12 protein-coding genes are annotated in these 16,694 nt (G+C 40.4%); 2 read left to right on the forward strand and 10 right to left on the reverse strand.

Features of this window, described 5'->3' with window-relative positions; all coding sequences use genetic code 11:
- Nucleotides 1-39: 39 nt before the first annotated feature.
- On the forward strand, nucleotides 40-3,432 hold the full coding sequence (tssM, locus tag LMH68_RS21245; protein ID WP_413755876.1) for a type VI secretion system membrane subunit TssM: 3,393 nt from the start codon (nucleotides 40-42) through the stop codon (nucleotides 3,430-3,432).
- 60 nt (nucleotides 3,433-3,492) lie between these two features.
- Complete coding sequence (locus tag LMH68_RS21250; RefSeq protein WP_017062578.1) at nucleotides 3,493-3,945, forward strand: Lrp/AsnC family transcriptional regulator; 453 nt, start codon at nucleotides 3,493-3,495, stop codon at nucleotides 3,943-3,945.
- Between the two features lie 29 nt (nucleotides 3,946-3,974).
- Here the strand turns inward: LMH68_RS21250 and tssG are convergent, their stop codons facing one another.
- From tssG to LMH68_RS21300, 10 genes are all read right to left on the reverse strand, one after another.
- Nucleotides 3,975-4,973 (reverse strand): type VI secretion system baseplate subunit TssG, encoded by a 999-nt coding sequence (gene tssG, locus LMH68_RS21255; protein ID WP_029235222.1) that lies wholly within the window; start codon nucleotides 4,971-4,973, stop codon nucleotides 3,975-3,977.
- The gene (tssF, locus tag LMH68_RS21260; protein WP_229647810.1) at nucleotides 4,970-6,718 is read right to left on the reverse strand and encodes a type VI secretion system baseplate subunit TssF; all 1,749 of its coding nucleotides are present in this window, start codon (nucleotides 6,716-6,718) and stop codon (nucleotides 4,970-4,972) included. Before tssF ends, tssG begins: the two co-directional genes overlap by 4 nt.
- A gap of 10 nt (nucleotides 6,719-6,728) precedes the next feature.
- Entirely contained in the window at nucleotides 6,729-7,139 is a 411-nt protein-coding gene (tssE, locus tag LMH68_RS21265; protein WP_017064522.1) for a type VI secretion system baseplate subunit TssE, read from the reverse strand.
- Between the two features lie 60 nt (nucleotides 7,140-7,199).
- On the reverse strand, nucleotides 7,200-8,675 hold the full coding sequence (gene tssC, locus LMH68_RS21270) for a type VI secretion system contractile sheath large subunit (RefSeq protein ID WP_017067544.1): 1,476 nt from the start codon (nucleotides 8,673-8,675) through the stop codon (nucleotides 7,200-7,202).
- An 8-nt stretch (nucleotides 8,676-8,683) separates the two neighbouring features.
- Entirely contained in the window at nucleotides 8,684-9,190 is a 507-nt protein-coding gene (gene tssB / locus LMH68_RS21275; RefSeq protein WP_017064520.1) for a type VI secretion system contractile sheath small subunit, read from the reverse strand.
- 17 nt (nucleotides 9,191-9,207) lie between these two features.
- On the reverse strand, nucleotides 9,208-10,782 hold the full coding sequence (gene tssA, locus LMH68_RS21280; protein WP_029235906.1) for a type VI secretion system protein TssA: 1,575 nt from the start codon (nucleotides 10,780-10,782) through the stop codon (nucleotides 9,208-9,210).
- 1 nt (nucleotide 10,783) lies between these two features.
- On the reverse strand, nucleotides 10,784-12,775 hold the full coding sequence (locus LMH68_RS21285) for a serine/threonine protein kinase (RefSeq protein WP_229647811.1): 1,992 nt from the start codon (nucleotides 12,773-12,775) through the stop codon (nucleotides 10,784-10,786).
- A 667-nt stretch (nucleotides 12,776-13,442) separates the two neighbouring features.
- The gene (locus LMH68_RS21290; protein WP_229647812.1) at nucleotides 13,443-14,396 is read right to left on the reverse strand and encodes a hypothetical protein; all 954 of its coding nucleotides are present in this window, start codon (nucleotides 14,394-14,396) and stop codon (nucleotides 13,443-13,445) included.
- Entirely contained in the window at nucleotides 14,389-15,381 is a 993-nt protein-coding gene (locus tag LMH68_RS21295) for a DUF2169 domain-containing protein (RefSeq protein ID WP_229647813.1), read from the reverse strand. Before LMH68_RS21295 ends, LMH68_RS21290 begins: the two co-directional genes overlap by 8 nt.
- Complete coding sequence (locus LMH68_RS21300; RefSeq protein ID WP_229647814.1) at nucleotides 15,362-16,681, reverse strand: hypothetical protein; 1,320 nt, start codon at nucleotides 16,679-16,681, stop codon at nucleotides 15,362-15,364. The genes LMH68_RS21295 and LMH68_RS21300 overlap by 20 nt, the downstream gene beginning before the upstream one ends.
- Nucleotides 16,682-16,694: the final 13 nt, after the last annotated feature.

Raw genomic sequence — 16,694 nt, forward strand, 5'->3', positions numbered from 1 at the left:
CTCGGTATTACAACAAACTCAAAACAACGAAATAGGCTTATGTTAAAACACAAACTAATGAGGAACCCTGTTGTTATATCAACGGCCATTTTCCTCTTTCTTGCTGCTACGATCGCTGCAATCTATATCCTTTGGCTAGATATAACAGACAAGTTTTACCTATGGATTGCTTTAGGTGCTATAACAATTTTCTATTCGTTGTTTCAGGTAACGTTGTGGCTAAAAAAGAAAAACAACACTAAAGCCCTAAAGCTGGAAACAGAAGAAGAAGCATTAGCCATGGTCATCCGTCCGCTTCTTTCTGGTTCCAATAAAAAGCCAATCTATTTAATGATTGGCAATAAATACGCGGGTCGAACTCAGTTTCTACTTAACTCCAGTGCAATCAAGCCAATGGATCAGACTCGTACTGCAAAGAATGATTTTTTCGAATGGTATGAGTCAGACTCCGCCGTGTATATCAAACCGGATCAACGCCTATTGTTTCAAGAAGTATCAAGTAACGATAGCGCTCTGTGGAACACATTTGTAGATGAGGTCATTAAACACAAGCCTAGAAAGCCATTTTCTGGTTGCTTGTTTTTTATCGATTTTGAATTTCTAATTGTCTCTGAAACCGAACAAATCGATTACACGTTAACCGCGCTTAACCATCGATTAGAATCAGTAAGTGAAAAAACATCTTCAGCGATCCCTTTATATTTAATGATGTCTAAGCTCGACAAGCTAGAAGGATTTAAGGAATACATACACTTTAGTTCTTTAAAGACCTCGGTTGAATTTCTATCAATTCCATTAAAGGAAGCTAAAGGTGTATTTGTTGAGTACTACCATGATAGCTTCCGTAATTTAGTAAAAGTAATGGAGAGCAATGCGTTAGATTCGTCGTCTCACTCTAATGACGTTAACGAGAAGCAAGCCATATTAGCATTCCCTAAACAATTCGAATTGTGTCAGTCTGAAATTGCTTCTGTGATAGAACGACTTTCAGAACTCAATACTGGGTCTTATTCTCTTGATATCCGTGAAGTGTTTTTTATATCGAATATCCAAGGTGGTAGAAAATACAACCTATTAGCTAAGAGTTGCAGCAACTACTTTAACTTGCCGATCATTGCGTCGGAACATACTCAGTTAACAGAAACGCCCTATTTTACGCGTTTCTTAATGGACTCTCAGATCCTGCCTGAATCTGATTTCGCAGGTGAAAACAAGACTTACCTTAGGATGATCCAGAGGCAGAGCCGTCTAGCCGTTGCAGCTTCCATTATTTTACTAGGTAGTGGTGCTTACCTGTTTTCAACGACTTTAGATGACAACCTGAGAGTGATTAGTCAGCTTATTGGTATAGATGATTCACAATCGTCTTACCCAAAAGGCAATTCTTTTGAAAGTTCTCTTTCAAGTGCGATCCAAACTGTACAACCATCTTATCAAGCATGGCTTAGTGGCTCACAAGCGCTAGATAATGAACTTGTGAATATGAATGTAAGTCGTCTCGATGAAAGTACGAAAATCGCTTATAACGCCCTCATAATGCAAATTAGAAACCACTTAATGCCAGTAATTGAGCAAGGTTATCGTTTGCAACTAACACAAAATCAAGACAACGTTAATAATGCACTGCCTTTACTAAAAGGTTACTTAATGTTGAATGATCCTACAAAACGCGAGATAAAATTTCTACGTCAGCAAACGATGTCAACGCTCCAAAAACTCAGTGATCAACCAGACACGATCACGACAGTGATGAAATATTTGGACGCATATTTCCGCACTGATTTTGAACCTGTATCGATCAACATGAATATGGTGCGTGCGACAAGACGTTCTCTACTCTCTAGTTCAAATGTAGATCTTGTGTACGCCAGCTTGTTACAACAAGCAGGTGACATTGATTTAGGCACTTTGAATTTACAGCGAGCAGTCGGTTTCGACTTTAATAATGTCTTCAACGACAACTTGGATCCTCAACGATTAGAAATCGATAAAGTTTACACATCTACAGGCTTCAGTACGTTTTACCGCCCTCGCGTCGATTTAATGTCGCAACAAGTCATCACCGACAACTGGGTATTGGGTTTGTCAAACCACGTAATCCCAACAGACAAAGAACAAGAGACATTCAAGAAGCAAGTAAGAAAAAAATATACGGATGACTACATCAGTTATTGGCGAAATGCTTTAAGCGAACTAAAAGTAAAGCGTTATAACAATATAGGGGAGATTACTAACGCCATTGATCTGATCTCTGGCCCATCTTCTCCGATGACAACGGTTCTAAAACAAGTTTATACAAACACGCAGTTTTCACCGATCGGTCAACAAGGAGCATTAATGGCTCAAGTTAACCCTAAACTTACGGGTGCCGTAAAAGCAGCACCAGAACTCGTTGAAGAAGTTGTAAAGCCTGACTACTTATTAATGAAAAGAGTTGAACAAGCTTTCCACATCTTGAATCAATTGCAAATTAACGAAACCCCAAACTCCCCTACACCATGGGATGAAACGATAACTGCACTGAGCAGAGTTCGTACGTATATGAAAGATATAGCAGACGCACCGGACCCTCAAATGGCAGCGTTGTCTGCAGCACAACACCGGATGAGTAGTACGGATGCCGATCCTCTGATTCGTTTAAAACAAATTGCACAAAAATCTCCTGAGCCAGTAAGAAGTTGGCTTTTAGACGTAGTTAACCAGAGCTGGTCCGTGATGATTTCTGAATCATCAAAAGGAATACAGACTCTTTGGTATAGTGAGATCTATTCTAAGTTCAAAGAGTTAGGTTTAGGAAGGTACCCTTTTGATCTAAGTGCAACAGAAGAAATTTCGATCGAAGACTTTGAGCTGCTTTTCGCATCGGGAGGCTTGCTTGATGCATTTATCGATAAAAATTTCGCTCCTTTTTATGACACAAACCTATGGACGCCAAAACAAGTAGAAGGTGAAATTATGCCTCTCTCACCAGAACTGCTTGTTCAGTTACGAAATTACAATGTCATCAGAGATACACTAATCAACAAGAGTACAAACCGTTTGTACCTTCCATTTAGTGCGAAGGTACTTGATCTTGATTCTAGTGCGATCAGAGCAAGCTTAAAAATAGCGGACTCAAATATCAACTATTACCATGGTCCCAGCAGAATTCGCGAACTTGAGTGGCCTCCTCAAAATGGAGATTTCAATATCAGTATAACAATTCAAGATGTAACAGACGAAGGTAAACAACATGTACTAAGCAAGAATGGTCAATGGGCTATCTATCGGTTATTTGGTGACTCAACGTTAACAAATACCCATAACGGTAGCTTCGTGAGTGATATAAAAGTATCAGGCAGAGATCTGAGCTTGCGAATCACTCCTTTGACTCAGAAAAACCCGTTTACGTTAGCGGAGCTGTATAACTTCACTCTACCCGAAGCTATATAGTAAAAATACAAATACAAATACAAATACAAATACAATAATAATTCAGAAAAGGCAGAACACATGATGTCCAACATTAGTTTACAAGGCTTAGACAAACTAGATCGTAAAATTCTTTCGAATCTACTCTCCAATGGGCGAGAATCGATTGCTAATCTTTCTCGCAACATCGGCTTGTCGCGAACAGCGGTCGCTGAACGCATCAACAGGCTTGAAAAGACCGGTATTATCAAAGGGTATACGGCACAAATAAGAGTAGAAAATGACGGGAGAAAAGCGGCCAGTTATTTGCTAATTTCTTGTGAAAAAGGTAAGAAAAATGATGTAAGTAATGCATTAAAAGAACTACCTGAAGTCAGACTTACAAGCATTGTTGGGGGGACCTACGACATTATTTCTTTGATTGAAGCTCCTGATCTGCAATCAATACACCATTTATGTAATGAGATAGAGTCTTTCAATGGCATTCGCTCTCTCAATACAACAGTAGTGCTACACCAGCCAATCAGTCGTTAAAAATAAAGCCGCTCTTATGAGCGGCTTTTTTAAATGCCTCCAATTACTCTAATCTTCGCATCTTTCGTACCTGCTTGACCCAACCAAAAAGTTTGCCCCAAACTCGTCCCATCACCTTGACCGAGTTGGTTCTTTGGAACTGAGTCTAAATCAACGGTTAGCTTTAAATCCCAAGACATGGGGTCACGAAGAATAAAACGCATCAACCCCACTAAAGTTTTATGGAAATCTCCTCCATAGGAGAACTTTCGGAACGTCTCGAAATCAATGTTATCAATACAAAGATTAAACTTACCGTTTAGATCTGGGATGCTCTTACCTAAATGTAAATTTGAACCCAAAATACAATTCGTTCTATTTAATTGATTCCTTTGGCATTCGGCAATTTTTACTCTTCGAAAGACCCACTCTTCGATTCGAACACTTGGTAATGAAAAATAGTGCGCAACAATGCCAGAAATAAGTTTCGGAGAGCGTGTCCTGGTAGATAGCTGATTGACGTAAGACAAAATCTTTGCACGATCAAGCCCGATCGTATCGGACTCTTGAATAACATTAGACAACCCTGCTAGGTGCAGCATACGCCCAGAAAAGTCATCTGTTGCATCGCTTTGATACTGAACATGATAACGGTACTTTTTCCAAACACGATAGATTAAACTGGTATATCTATTATGAAAGAAATCAAAGAAGTCTCTAACTGGATTATCATCATCATCTCTACCTACTAATTTTTCTGTATAGTTCGCGGGCAAAGGTGAACTTGAACCGTGTAATCCTAAGAAGTTAGTTTCAATTCTCGAATAGTGCTCACCAGATCTTTCCATATGACTGATGAATTCCATATCACTTTTGGGGAAACAGAGGTTTGGTGAGACACTAAACGCAATTCTCTCTTGATAAAAATATTTGTTTTCACCAACCGCTACAAAATCACTGCCCGGTAATAGTTGGTAGTGCTTCTCTAACAACAAAACTGCTTGAAAAAAGCTAAATTCGTTTATTTTTTCTGATAATTCATCAATCATAAGATTGTTTGCTGTCCGGTTAAACTTGCCCATTGGTAGCTTTCGCCACTGCGTTCATCGTAGACTTCTAACTCTGTAAATGAGTTAACACTTGAATATAAGCGTATGAACTCATTCAATACATTTGCCATCAAAAACATGTCCCCTTCATTGACAAAAAAACTAGAGTTCATCTTAAGCTTAAATTGATTACCACGAACGGATACCCCTCTAAACACTCTATCGATAGGTTTCATTTCTGATGAGATAATGCCGTCAAGCCTGTGCAACGAAGCCCTATGAGCCTGCCTATCCACTCTAGAATGGAAGTCATATGTAGACAGTAAAACCTTGAGTACATCAATATTAGAGAGCGATAGATAATTCAATGACATATTAGCAATCAGTTGCCATTGGAGTTCGCCATTCACTTGCGGGCTAACAGATTGCGTAGGTTTAGTAATATTACTAAACGTGGCGTAAGTTGGAGATTTATGTGTGGTATATATGATGTCTCCTACAGACAATCTTTCAGACAAATCTGCATTACTGCACAATAACTTCATCAAAACCGTTTCGGTTCCTAGGTCTGCAATATCCCCATTGTGGGTATGAAAAGATATATAACGCTCAAGCCCTCTTCCACTCACTCGCTCTGAAACTTTTGACTTGTAGAAATCACGTTTATCTCTTTGATTTATTTGGTGTTCAAAGGACTCAAATTCAATAAGAGATTTTCGTCGCCTTTCATTTTTGCTCCAACTTTCTACTTGGTTTATTGAATAAACTTCGTAGTGATCCTGGTTGTCACTCTGTGGCCGAACTTTATACTCATTTCGGCGATGTTCAAGCCGAATTGGATCACCATCTTTTTCGAATAGGTTCACAGCTGGCGTGCAATGTAACCTTAAGTGCTTATCTTTCAGGACAACTTCGGCAGGTAATGCTCTCTTAAAATGGAATTTAAGGTTCACGGTACTTCTTTGTGGTATCCCTTTTAGCCAATCGAGACCCGTAATATCAAAAAACATAAATTTGTCTGGTAAAGAAAAATATTCTTGCAACAAACGATAACCTGCAAATGAATTGTCGCTATATGGCAGTATCGCTTCGTCGTCTTGGTACCCAACCGGTTTAACAAATTCAGGTCCAAGTTTACGTTTATACCCACCGCCCACGTCTAACTCGACGTAGTCTAAGTATCTAAATATCCATAAGAAAAGAATTCTAGTTATATGGATCTCACCATGTAAATGAAACCTTAATTTATCTAACCCGATACGAGATAACTCTAGCCCATGTTCAGTCGCAAGTGTCACATCAACAGATGAGCTTGTTCGACTGTTGCTTTGGTCAATGCTTGTGATTTTTAAGGGGAAAAGCTCTACGTCATAGCAGGTTCTGAATAAACATTGCGTACCTTCCACTTGTTCACTAGCCATCTCAGCCCTGCGCTTTACCACTGTTTTTTCAGTGACACTTCCGGAGTGTGGCGTTAGTTCGCTAATGCATAACGAAGGAATCGAGCGCATGTAATGTGGCCACAACAGCGTCATTAACGACTGAGTGAGCTCTGGGAGTTCATCATCAATCTTTTCTCTAATACGGCCAGTAAGAAACGCAAAACCTTCAAGAAGACGTTCTACATCAGGATCGAATGTTCCTTCAGACAAAAAGTTGGTCAGTTTTGGATTGTACTTGGCAAATTCGCTGCCGGATTCTCGTAGATATGTGAGTTCATCTTGAAAGTATTTACTGTTACTCAATGGGCACCTACTAAACGTTAAATTGGCCGTCAGTTCCCATATAGACATCGATAGACATCGGAACTTTTCCACCGTTGTGTAAGACTTCTCCGCATATGCCAAAGCCTAATTGAAGAGGGTTGTTGTGATTTTCTCGGTAATGTACTTCAACACTTCGTAGCCGAGGTTCGAAGCTTTCTATTGTGGAAGTGATGTTCTTTTGGATGTGACGAACTAAATTGGTGTTGTTCGATAGAACATCATTGAAATCAGGTAAGCCATATTCCCGATCGATCATTGAATTACCCGCATGAGTATTAAGCAAATCAGCAAGGTGCAGATGAATGGATTCAATTAAATGCCTATGTGAAACCACTTTTTCATAACAATTTTTCGGCTCACCAAGTTCAATTCGTTCTAATAATCGGTAACCTTTTTCCATATAACACTCTAAGAAAAAAAGCAGCCAGTAAACCTGGCCGCTTATTTATTTCCAAACTTATTATTGGTCTAGCTTACCAACCAAAGATAAGTCAAAGCTCGCGCCCATGTACTTGAAGTGAGGACGAACAGACATCGATACTTTATACCAACCTGGGTCACCCTCAACGTCAGACACTTCGACTTTAGCCGCTCGTAACGGTCGACGACCACGAACTTCTGCTGGCGGGTTCTCTTGGTCAGATACGTATTGACGGATCCATTTATTTAGCTCAACTTCCAAATCGGTACGCTCTTTCCAAGAACCAATTTGCTCACGTTGAAGTACTTTAATGTAATGAGCTAAGCGGTTAATAATGAACATGTAAGGTAGCTGAGTACCCAACTTGTAGTTCATCTCAGCTTGCTTGCCTTCAGGTGTATTCGCAAACACTTTTGGTTTTTGAACTGAGTTTGCCGAGAAGAACGCTGCGTTATCAGAACCTTTACGCATTGTTAAAGCCATAAAGCCTTCTTCTGCAAGTTCATACTCACGGCGGTCAGAAACCAGAATTTCGGTTGGGATCTTAGTTTCGATCTGACCCATCGCTTCAAAGTTATAAACCGGTAAATCGGTTACCGCACCACCACTTTGCGGGCCAATAATGTTTGGACACCAGCGATATTTTGCAAACGACTCACTGATCTTTGAAGCCATAGCATAAGCTGAGTTACCCCAAAGGTAATTGTCATGGCTGTCCGTAACCATTTCATCGTAGTCAAACGCCTTAATTGGGTTGTCTTCAACTGAGTATGGCGTACGCAGCATAAAACGTGATGTACACAGCCCAACATAACGTGCGTCTTCGTGCTCACGGAATCCGCGCCACTTAGTATACTGAGGACCTTCAAATACCGACTTTAAGTCTTTTAAGTTTGGTAATTCTTCATAAGAATCTAAACCAAAGAATTGAGAAGATGCAGAAGTAATAAATGGTGCATGAGACATAGCACCTACATTACCCATATATTCCATTAGTTTAATATCAGGCGAAGACGCAGACAGTTGGTAATCACAAATAACGGCACCTACAGGCTTACCACCAAATTGACCGTATTCACGAGTATAAATCTGCTTATATAAACCTGATTTCACTACTTCAGGAGCATCTTCAAAATCATCCAGAACTTCGTCTTTCTTAGCCGAAATAAGTTCGATTTGAATGTTTTCACGGAAGTCCGTGTGATCAACAAGATATTTAAGACCACGCCATGTTGATTCAATCGCTTGAACTTCTTCGTTGTGAAGAATTGCATCAACCTGTTTAGACAACTTTTGATCAATCTCAGAGATCATCAAATCAACTAAAGACTGGTCTACTTTTTCTACTGTTGAGCTGCTTAATAACTCACCAATGAATGCTTCAACGCCACGCTTTGCAACGTCAAAACCCTCATCACTAGGTTTAATGCGAGTCTCATTTAAAATGCTATCCAGAAGAGAGCCTGACTCAACTAGAGCTGCTTCTTGTTCTGGTGCTTGTGCTTCTGCCGACATGATCTTCCTTACTCTGCTTTTTCGCCTTGGTCTGCACCAATGCTTAGTTCATCCAAAAGTTTCTTTCTTGCTTCTTCATCTTGAAGAACTGCTGCAATCTTCTTACGGAAAGCAGGTACATTCCCTAGAGGGCCTTTCAATGCAACCAAGGCTTCACGAAGTTCTAGTAAACCATTCAGCTCAGGAACGCTCTTCGCAATCGACTCTGGAGTAAAGTCCTTCATATTTTTGAATGTAATATCAACGCCAATTTGCGCACCTTCTTCATCAGAAAGACGGTTTTCAACATTTGCTTTGATATTCGGTGCGTAACCTTCTAATACTTCGTTAAAGTTATCTTTATCGATATTAATCGGATTACGCTCTTCGATTGGAGTTTCATCTGCACGAGCAGTGAAGTCACCGACAACCATCATACTTAGGGGCAGTTCAACATCATCAGACGCATCGCCTGTTGCTGGAACATAACGTATATTAATTCGCTCTTTCGGAGCCACCGAGCCATCACGTGACATAATTAGTCCTTTCTAGTTTATTGCTGGTCATAAATTGTTTCCCATTCGCTATATCTCACAGGTAAAAAATCCTTAGTTCGATATAGTTCCTTTAGAGTTTTTTGAATTAGATTTTCTAAAGAAAAAAACAAATGGGGTTCCCAAATTGATAGATTTAGTTCCTTAGCCACCGCCCAACTTTGTTCCAAGTAAGGCAAGCACAAAGGGTATAAACCAACACTTTGGTAGGCTTTCACTAACTTTAAGTGCAACATGAATTGTCCACGACCGGAGTTATCCAACTCGAGTTTGTTTGACAGTTCAGCCACATATTTACCCAAGTCACCTAGGGCAATATCCTCCATCTCAGATAGATCATCTTCAGCTACAACAATAGTTTGAATTATTGACGACTTACCCGAAGGACAAGCGTTACCTGTAGACAACCAAGTAATCGTTGCTTCATCCGCAAATGGAATAGAATTTTTGAAAGAGAGGTTCTCAATTCCCTCAAAAGAATCGACAAATCTCTTTGTTTCTTGCTTTACAGCCAACGCAGCTTCGTCATACCCAAGATTGTCTAACATTGAATAAACGAAATAATGCCCAGTCAGCCAAAATGGCGCATCAGTAAGTGTTCGCTCTAAACGCTTGATCGTATCGATATCACTTTCTTGATTTGCTTTATCTCGATATTCCGCCTGCTGGTCTGATGACACAGCGAGGCTAAGAGGCGTTAGATTGTCTTTGTGATCAGGTAAACCATCAACGTCGGCCCATGTCAGGTGACGGTAAATCCGATATCCTAAAGGTTCAGTCGGATTTGAATGCACCATGATCTCAGACACTTTTTTTAACGTACGCTTTGATGCAGCCGGAGATGAAAAATCTGTGTCAACGTCTACAGTGCTGTGCTCTCGAGGTTTACTTCGTTTCTGATTAGGCGTGGTGTGCGTCTTCGGACTGTCAGCTTCGTGGCTTTGTGGAACGATCGCTTTCTCGGACAGTGCAACAACATCAATGAGCGGTTCGGAATCAGCCAAACTGTGTTCAACCAACGTTTCTTCATTTAAAGATGCGTTCTGCATTAGTTGATTCAAATGACTTTTTAATTCGAAAAAGTCTACATCAGAGTCTTGAAATATCTCGTCAAACTGACGCTGGATACCTTCAGTTAGTGTGATACATCGAGATAGAACTTCCCAGTCAAGGGATTCTGCAGACAATTTAGTCGCGACGAGTTTGAATTGATGATTGAGCCACTCAACAGCCCCATCTCTACCTCTTTTACGTTTAGGGTATAACTCATGACCAAAACGACTGATTGAGTCATTGAGCAAAGATAATCCTTCCTCAAGCCCTATCTCGCCTTTGTCCTCTACCAAAGAACGGATCAGATAACAAAGCGCTTTAAGATCCTTACTATGCTGACTTAGCACTTCAATCGAATGGACTTTTACTATATGCCAGTCAACAGTCTCACCAAATAATGAACCAAATTTTTTCACTTCGGCTTCCATCATTTCATAGCAAAACTCGTACCTAGCATCCTCACCAGTTGGTGAGTGTTCAGATATTGGTGCTAATAGCGTTTCAGTATCGATCAGACTCAAGTTAACCTCTGCTTTCAGAATTGTAATTTCTAATTGCTCGCTCGATTGCTATAGCACCTCGCGCTGGTTTAGATAGTTGATGACTTTTGTCTATAGAATCACTTGCCATACTATTAAGAATTTCCGTTATTTCGCTGAATTTCTTAGGGGCATTAGTCTCTAGATCAGCTAACGAGTCGTGAAGTTTCTGTCGGCCAAATACTGATTGTTCAGTTACAGTACTGAACAAGATAAATTCGCTTCTTGCTACTTTTAGAGCTCTTACTTTAGCTTTCAATTTTGGCGTGTTACCAAAAAATGATTGCGCAGCTTCTGCCTCAAGAATTGCTTTGGTGTAATAATGCTGCTTTGCATTTTTCTCTATCGAGGCATCTATTCCGCTGAGCACTTTTCGCGGTAATACATGACTATAAAAGTAGGCTCTTGACTGGTTTACTTTCCAAGCAGTTTCAATATCACTGTCTGCAACATCTGATTTCCCATCTAAGATGAGTTCGACTAAACGCTGTTCTTGATTCCCACCAAAGGCGGCAATATTTTGTGAATTGATGGTCGCCTTATTCAGACTTGCCATCGTTTCCGTCAGCGCTTTATCTGCATAAGGAAATAGAGAGCCGTCACTGTTCAGTTTTTCTCGCAAAACAACGAGATCATGCCGGATCGACATCAGAGTTTTAGGAAGTAGATCGACCGCCCCTTCATATTCATTCAAGTCCGATTCATAGTTTTTATACAACTTAGCTAATTTGCTCTGTTGGACTTCATAAGCTTCTCGGTAAGGAGCTGTCGAGACGACATCTTTTTCCATATCTTGTAACGCGAATTCAATATCCCATGGAGACTGCGCTAAAAAAGACGCGGTTTGTGCAGGTTTAATCGTGCTCACAAGGCTACTCGAACTGTTGGTCGATTTAACAATCGATTTCCATTCAGGCTGACCTTGGTTATATAAATATGTACCAGTGATAATCACGACACACAGAACCAAACTCGCTTCTAAGTATCGAAGCCGACCACTTTGAATTCTGTCAATAGTTCGATGTTTGGTTAGAACGAGATCAGCATTCCGTAAACTACTAAATAAGGGAGCACTTACATCAGCACCAAATTTTTGGGTATTGATCTTGGCTAGTTGCTGCGCAAACGAAGTCGCTGTATACCTGTGCTGTCGAGGGTTGTTGACAACATCTTTAATTAACTTCCATACATGGTTAGGGATTAAACCTGGTCGTTTTTTTGCTTGTAATTGAGTTGTCCAAGCATCGCCAAATGCAGCTCCAAGAAATAGATGCCCAGTTAATAACGCCAATGAATAGACGTCATCTTGAGGTTGAGCCACGCCAGACTTTATAAACGCAGGAGACGCATAGCTCATGCTTGCTTCAGCGTAAGTATTAGATTCACCAACATAACGAGCAGCACCAAAGTCGATCAACTTTACATAATCGGACTCTGTAACAATAATGTTTGAAGGTTTAATATCTAAATGGCAGACACCTCTCGTGTGCATAAACTCAAGCGCACCAGACAATTGATATATCAGCCACGCAATATGGTCATGCCTAAAACCTTTAGGAGTATGACGAGCCATTTTTTCAGCCAAAGATTCGCCCTGAATCCACTGATACATAAAGTATGGTCGATCGAACTCTTTGCCTATTTTAATGAAATCAGCAACACTCGGATGTTGAGACATCTCAAGACGACTGGCTTCATTAATGATTAATTCATTCGCAAGTTCAGATGAACCTTCATTTAGAACCTTACAGCAAACCTGTTTTTCAGGGTTCCCTTTCTTGGCCAGGTGATAAACAGTCGTTTTGCCATTTTTTGAAGGTAATGTATCTAACACGTCAAATTGGGAGAAAATCACATACTCTAGCTTGGGCTTATTTTTATTAGCCATATTCTGAGCTTGCTGATTTTTCTTTTCGATTGCTTTCACAACCAACTTATCTAGATAACCTTTGGCTGTCCCTTGCTTTTCTGGCACGCTAAACTCTTTATCAAACGAAATAAATTAATGCTAGATAATAATTACTGTCCAATACCCTTTTCAATAGCAGTATTTAAAACCATCGGTAAGACTATTAATTCAGTTATTATTACTAAACAACCGAACATTACGACAAACGCTTTAACTAACTATTTTTGGCTAAAAATTAGGGTACTTATCCACGTAAATAACGAACTAAACATACATTGTTAACTGAGTCACATTTTTAGTTCATTCTAATAAAAACGAATTGTTCGTTTATCTGAGTAATGTTCAGAAATAATATTGATTATCTCTATAATTGGAATAGGTGTTTGGGAAGTGGATTCACCAAATAGGAATTAGGAATAGTTCGATATCAAGTGAGTATGGTAAAGCACTGAAATACTGCTCACTTATCATAAAACCATCAAGCCCCGCTCCTAAGCTTGAGTTCGTCATTGGAATGTACAACGCTATACTTAATTACGATGATAAAAATACACATCAGTTTCATCAAGGTGTTACAAATTTAGAGATAGAGCGGTGCAGCAACTAAAGCGGCTTGATGAATAAGGTGGATCTAAATAAACGCTAAGACTAACTTTGTCTACTGAATCGCCTTTCAGATAATTGTCGTGTGATAATGATTATAATATAAGCGTTTCGTATCACGGCTATGCAGTCAGGTCTGTTTCATACAAGTGAGTTGGAGCAACGCCCTTTCTCCTTTAACATCAAACATTAACAGGGTTACAGGGCTATTATGCGTTACCTCTTGGATAGTGCAGGCCATTAATGCCAATGCAGAACAACTACCCAATGTACCCCATAAATCATTAATTAAAGTGGGCTGCTGTGGGTTATCAAAACATTCGGCGCGTGCACCTAACGCGAACCCATAATCTTCAGTATGAGACCTCAGATTAGTCATATCAGAGAATACAGGCCCAAAACTCTTGATATTGCGACTCGCATTCCTGACGAGCTTCATCATTGTTCTACGAGTTGTGTTTGCGGCTTCTAAGTCAAAGTAACCTAATTGCGCCAAGGGCTTAAGTTTTAACGTTTTAACCAAATTGTTTCGACACAAAATGACTCCAGCCCCGCCCTCACTCGGTATTATGCCCCATGGATTAGTTGAACTCATGACATCTCCAGCTTCGATTAAGTCACTGAGATCATCAACAAGTGAATCTACTGAGATACTCATTATTGCATCGAATTGGTTCAACTTAGCCAATGATGTGGTCAAGTATGATGGTCCACTTTGTTGAACCACTTCATAACGTGATATTGAATCACAATGCTTACATTCACTTAACCACTGACTCATCTCCACAGCAGAAATAGAGCCCGGTACATTGACGAGTAACGGAATAGGCTTTAATGATGTAGGTAACTGCTTTAAAAGAGAGTCGATCAAGCTCTCAATAAGCACCGAACACTTGTCAAACAATGATGTACTGGAAATGTATTCAATACTAGCGTAGGTGAATCTTTCTATCCCATCACCGGCCACTTGCTGATCGAACCTTCCCAAATCCGCTTTGGCAACTGTTGTGGCAATATCAAGATTCATGCCCGTTGGTGTCATGGCTTCCATACCAATAACGAATCGTGCTGAATTGTTATTCATTATCCGACAACTCCTGTTTTTTATGGATCTTCGTTGACACTAAAAGATGCTCCTCGCCTTGACATGGAAAGGCAGCGCTGTAACTGATTGAAAGTATGCGAGCCTCTGTATCAATGAAAACCGTAGAAATAGGCATATCTACTTGATAGTTGGCATTTTTAAATTGAGCTTCTGCTACATACATCTCTTTGGGGAAACGGAAAGAGAGTGCATCATTATGGCAAAATCCACTCATCATCAATCGTTCACCGCCAGATATGAAGCCTTTGCATTGTTGGTCTAGTGGCGCACTCTGATAAAAACGCTGGTCAAAGTCTACGGGATAAAGAGGTTTCCTATTCTCTAGCCAATCGTCATCAAAAGTGCCAGCATATTGCTGACGAGCCCCGAAAAATGGGGCTAACGGGCCAAATCCAGCAACCCGTGTATTCTTGGGTATCGCACTCCAATCTTCCGTAGGATAAAAAACCGAAGGAACCTTCTGTTTCAATAGTTCCCCTTTAGTATCAGCAATACCTCCGCCGAGCCGGTTTCTTAAATCGCCTCCGATAGCACAGGAGAAGTCCATCTCTTTTTCCACAAATGGGAGTGGTTTACTTAGCGTTACGCTACCTCCGTGCTCAATCCATTGCCTATCACCAAGTACCGATATGGTTTTGTCGATATGGCCATCAATCAAAAGCCGACACTCATGGTACGTAACTGCCTTTTTTGCATAGCTTCGTGCCTTACCGAAAATCAGCACATCAGTATTGGCTTTGACTATGGCAAATTCATGGTCTACTTTCATGGCGGAGAGCCCCGCTTCACCCAAATAAATCGGATCGTCGTAAATCTCTGACTCTTCTTGCTCCGTCCAAACTGAATCTACGAGTTTCCAAGAGCGTTTTCCAACAACAACCCACACCTCATCGCCATTCTGATCTCGTTGGAATCTGCCTTTAATAGAAAGGTCAGGATGATTCTCAATATCCCACAACTGCATTATTATTCCTTAAATTGAACCTTTCTGAGGCTGCTGAATTCTGAGTTAATCGTGTGATATTCCAGTTTTGTTGATGAGCAGGCATAGTAAAATCCCAAGGAATGTATGATCGAGTGTGAAGACAAACCTGTCGCCAAATCCAAACCCTAAATACGGTACTAACCTGAGTATCGAACATGGCTTGTATACTGGTTTCTAAGGTCAAAGGTTGCCCCATTCGACTTGGTGATACTTGTATGTAAGCACCACTTTCAACCCACTCTGTTAACTTTATGAGTATTTCATCCCATTCAATGTCGAGGCCAAAATTTTCTGGTGTCACTGGCATACGTTGTCCATAGACAATATAGAGCGCCTGAACCCATTGCTCGCCATCGAACTCATCAAGGCTTAACATCAATTCAACTATTTCAGGAACGTGCTCATTCAGGCCATGTAAAACAAACTCAATTGGCGCCAGCGCACCGCTCGTATCAAACTTGGAAAACTCTTTGAGTTCTAAAAGTTTGGCAAAAGTGACCACTTCGGGATCAGATACACTATCGATTGAGGTACCAAATTCCTTACGAAACCATGTCCCTCTATCCTCTTTCGCAAGTAATCGCTCAAACAAGTTCTGACTGCTATTTGAGTTTTCAGCTAACCAGTCAACGCTTTCTGCATCGTTTTGTAACGATAAAAACAAATGTGTTTTATGCTCAGAAAACCGCTTGTCTTTAAGCCAACGTTTTAGCAGACCAACTGTGACAGTTTGGCGTAACTGTAAGCACTCCAAGAAAAGCAGGGGCAGTTTACAACCACCTTCAACCATTTCGATTACCACAGAGTCGATACCTGATAATGATGACTGAACAACTAGCAATTTTGCGGTTTGGTAATCCAAATCATCAAGTATCGATAAACCACAAAGTAGGTTTTCTTGCTCTTGTCCAATCTCAGAATTCAACATGAGCCAAGCATAAATGGTTGGTTCGCTCTGCTTTAATTGATGAATCAATCCCGGAGCCAATCGATAGAAAGACAAATAAACATTTTTTAGGTCTTCAATCTGACGCTCAGCCAGCGCTAAATACTCCAGTTTAACGCTTGGGTATCCCCTTTTATGTACTTGTAAGCGTTGCTTTAACAAGAAACCGAATGTCTCCGAAGCCAGTGACAGCTTTTCATTACACATATCCAGCCATTTGATAGGAAGCTCGTTCAATAAAGTGAGCGTAATTTCCGCATTAGCGATGGCCAGTTCCACATCTTCATTAGTAATCGGCTGGTTTAGTTGATCTATACCTATTTTTTGACGCATCCGGGAATCCAAT

Origin of the sequence: Vibrio sp. F13, assembly GCF_020806305.2 — a bacterium.
Classification (GTDB): Bacteria; Pseudomonadota; Gammaproteobacteria; order Enterobacterales; family Vibrionaceae; genus Vibrio; species Vibrio crassostreae_C.

Bases quoted from the DNA above. Each gene is read 5' to 3' on its own strand.
- tssG (WP_029235222.1), bottom strand. From the start codon at position 4,973: ATGATTGATGAATTATCAGAAAAAATAAACGAATTTAGCTTTTTTCAA.
- LMH68_RS21295 (WP_229647813.1), bottom strand. From the start codon at position 15,381: ATGCAGTTGTGGGATATTGAGAATCATCCTGACCTTTCTATTAAAGGC.
- tssE (WP_017064522.1), bottom strand. From the start codon at position 7,139: ATGGAAAAAGGTTACCGATTATTAGAACGAATTGAACTTGGTGAGCCG.
- tssM (WP_413755876.1), top strand. From the start codon at position 40: ATGTTAAAACACAAACTAATGAGGAACCCTGTTGTTATATCAACGGCC.
- LMH68_RS21300 (WP_229647814.1), bottom strand. From the start codon at position 16,681: ATGCGTCAAAAAATAGGTATAGATCAACTAAACCAGCCGATTACTAAT.
- LMH68_RS21290 (WP_229647812.1), bottom strand. From the start codon at position 14,396: ATGAATAACAATTCAGCACGATTCGTTATTGGTATGGAAGCCATGACA.
- LMH68_RS21250 (WP_017062578.1), top strand. From the start codon at position 3,493: ATGATGTCCAACATTAGTTTACAAGGCTTAGACAAACTAGATCGTAAA.
- tssB (WP_017064520.1), bottom strand. From the start codon at position 9,190: ATGTCACGTGATGGCTCGGTGGCTCCGAAAGAGCGAATTAATATACGT.
- tssC (WP_017067544.1), bottom strand. From the start codon at position 8,675: ATGTCGGCAGAAGCACAAGCACCAGAACAAGAAGCAGCTCTAGTTGAG.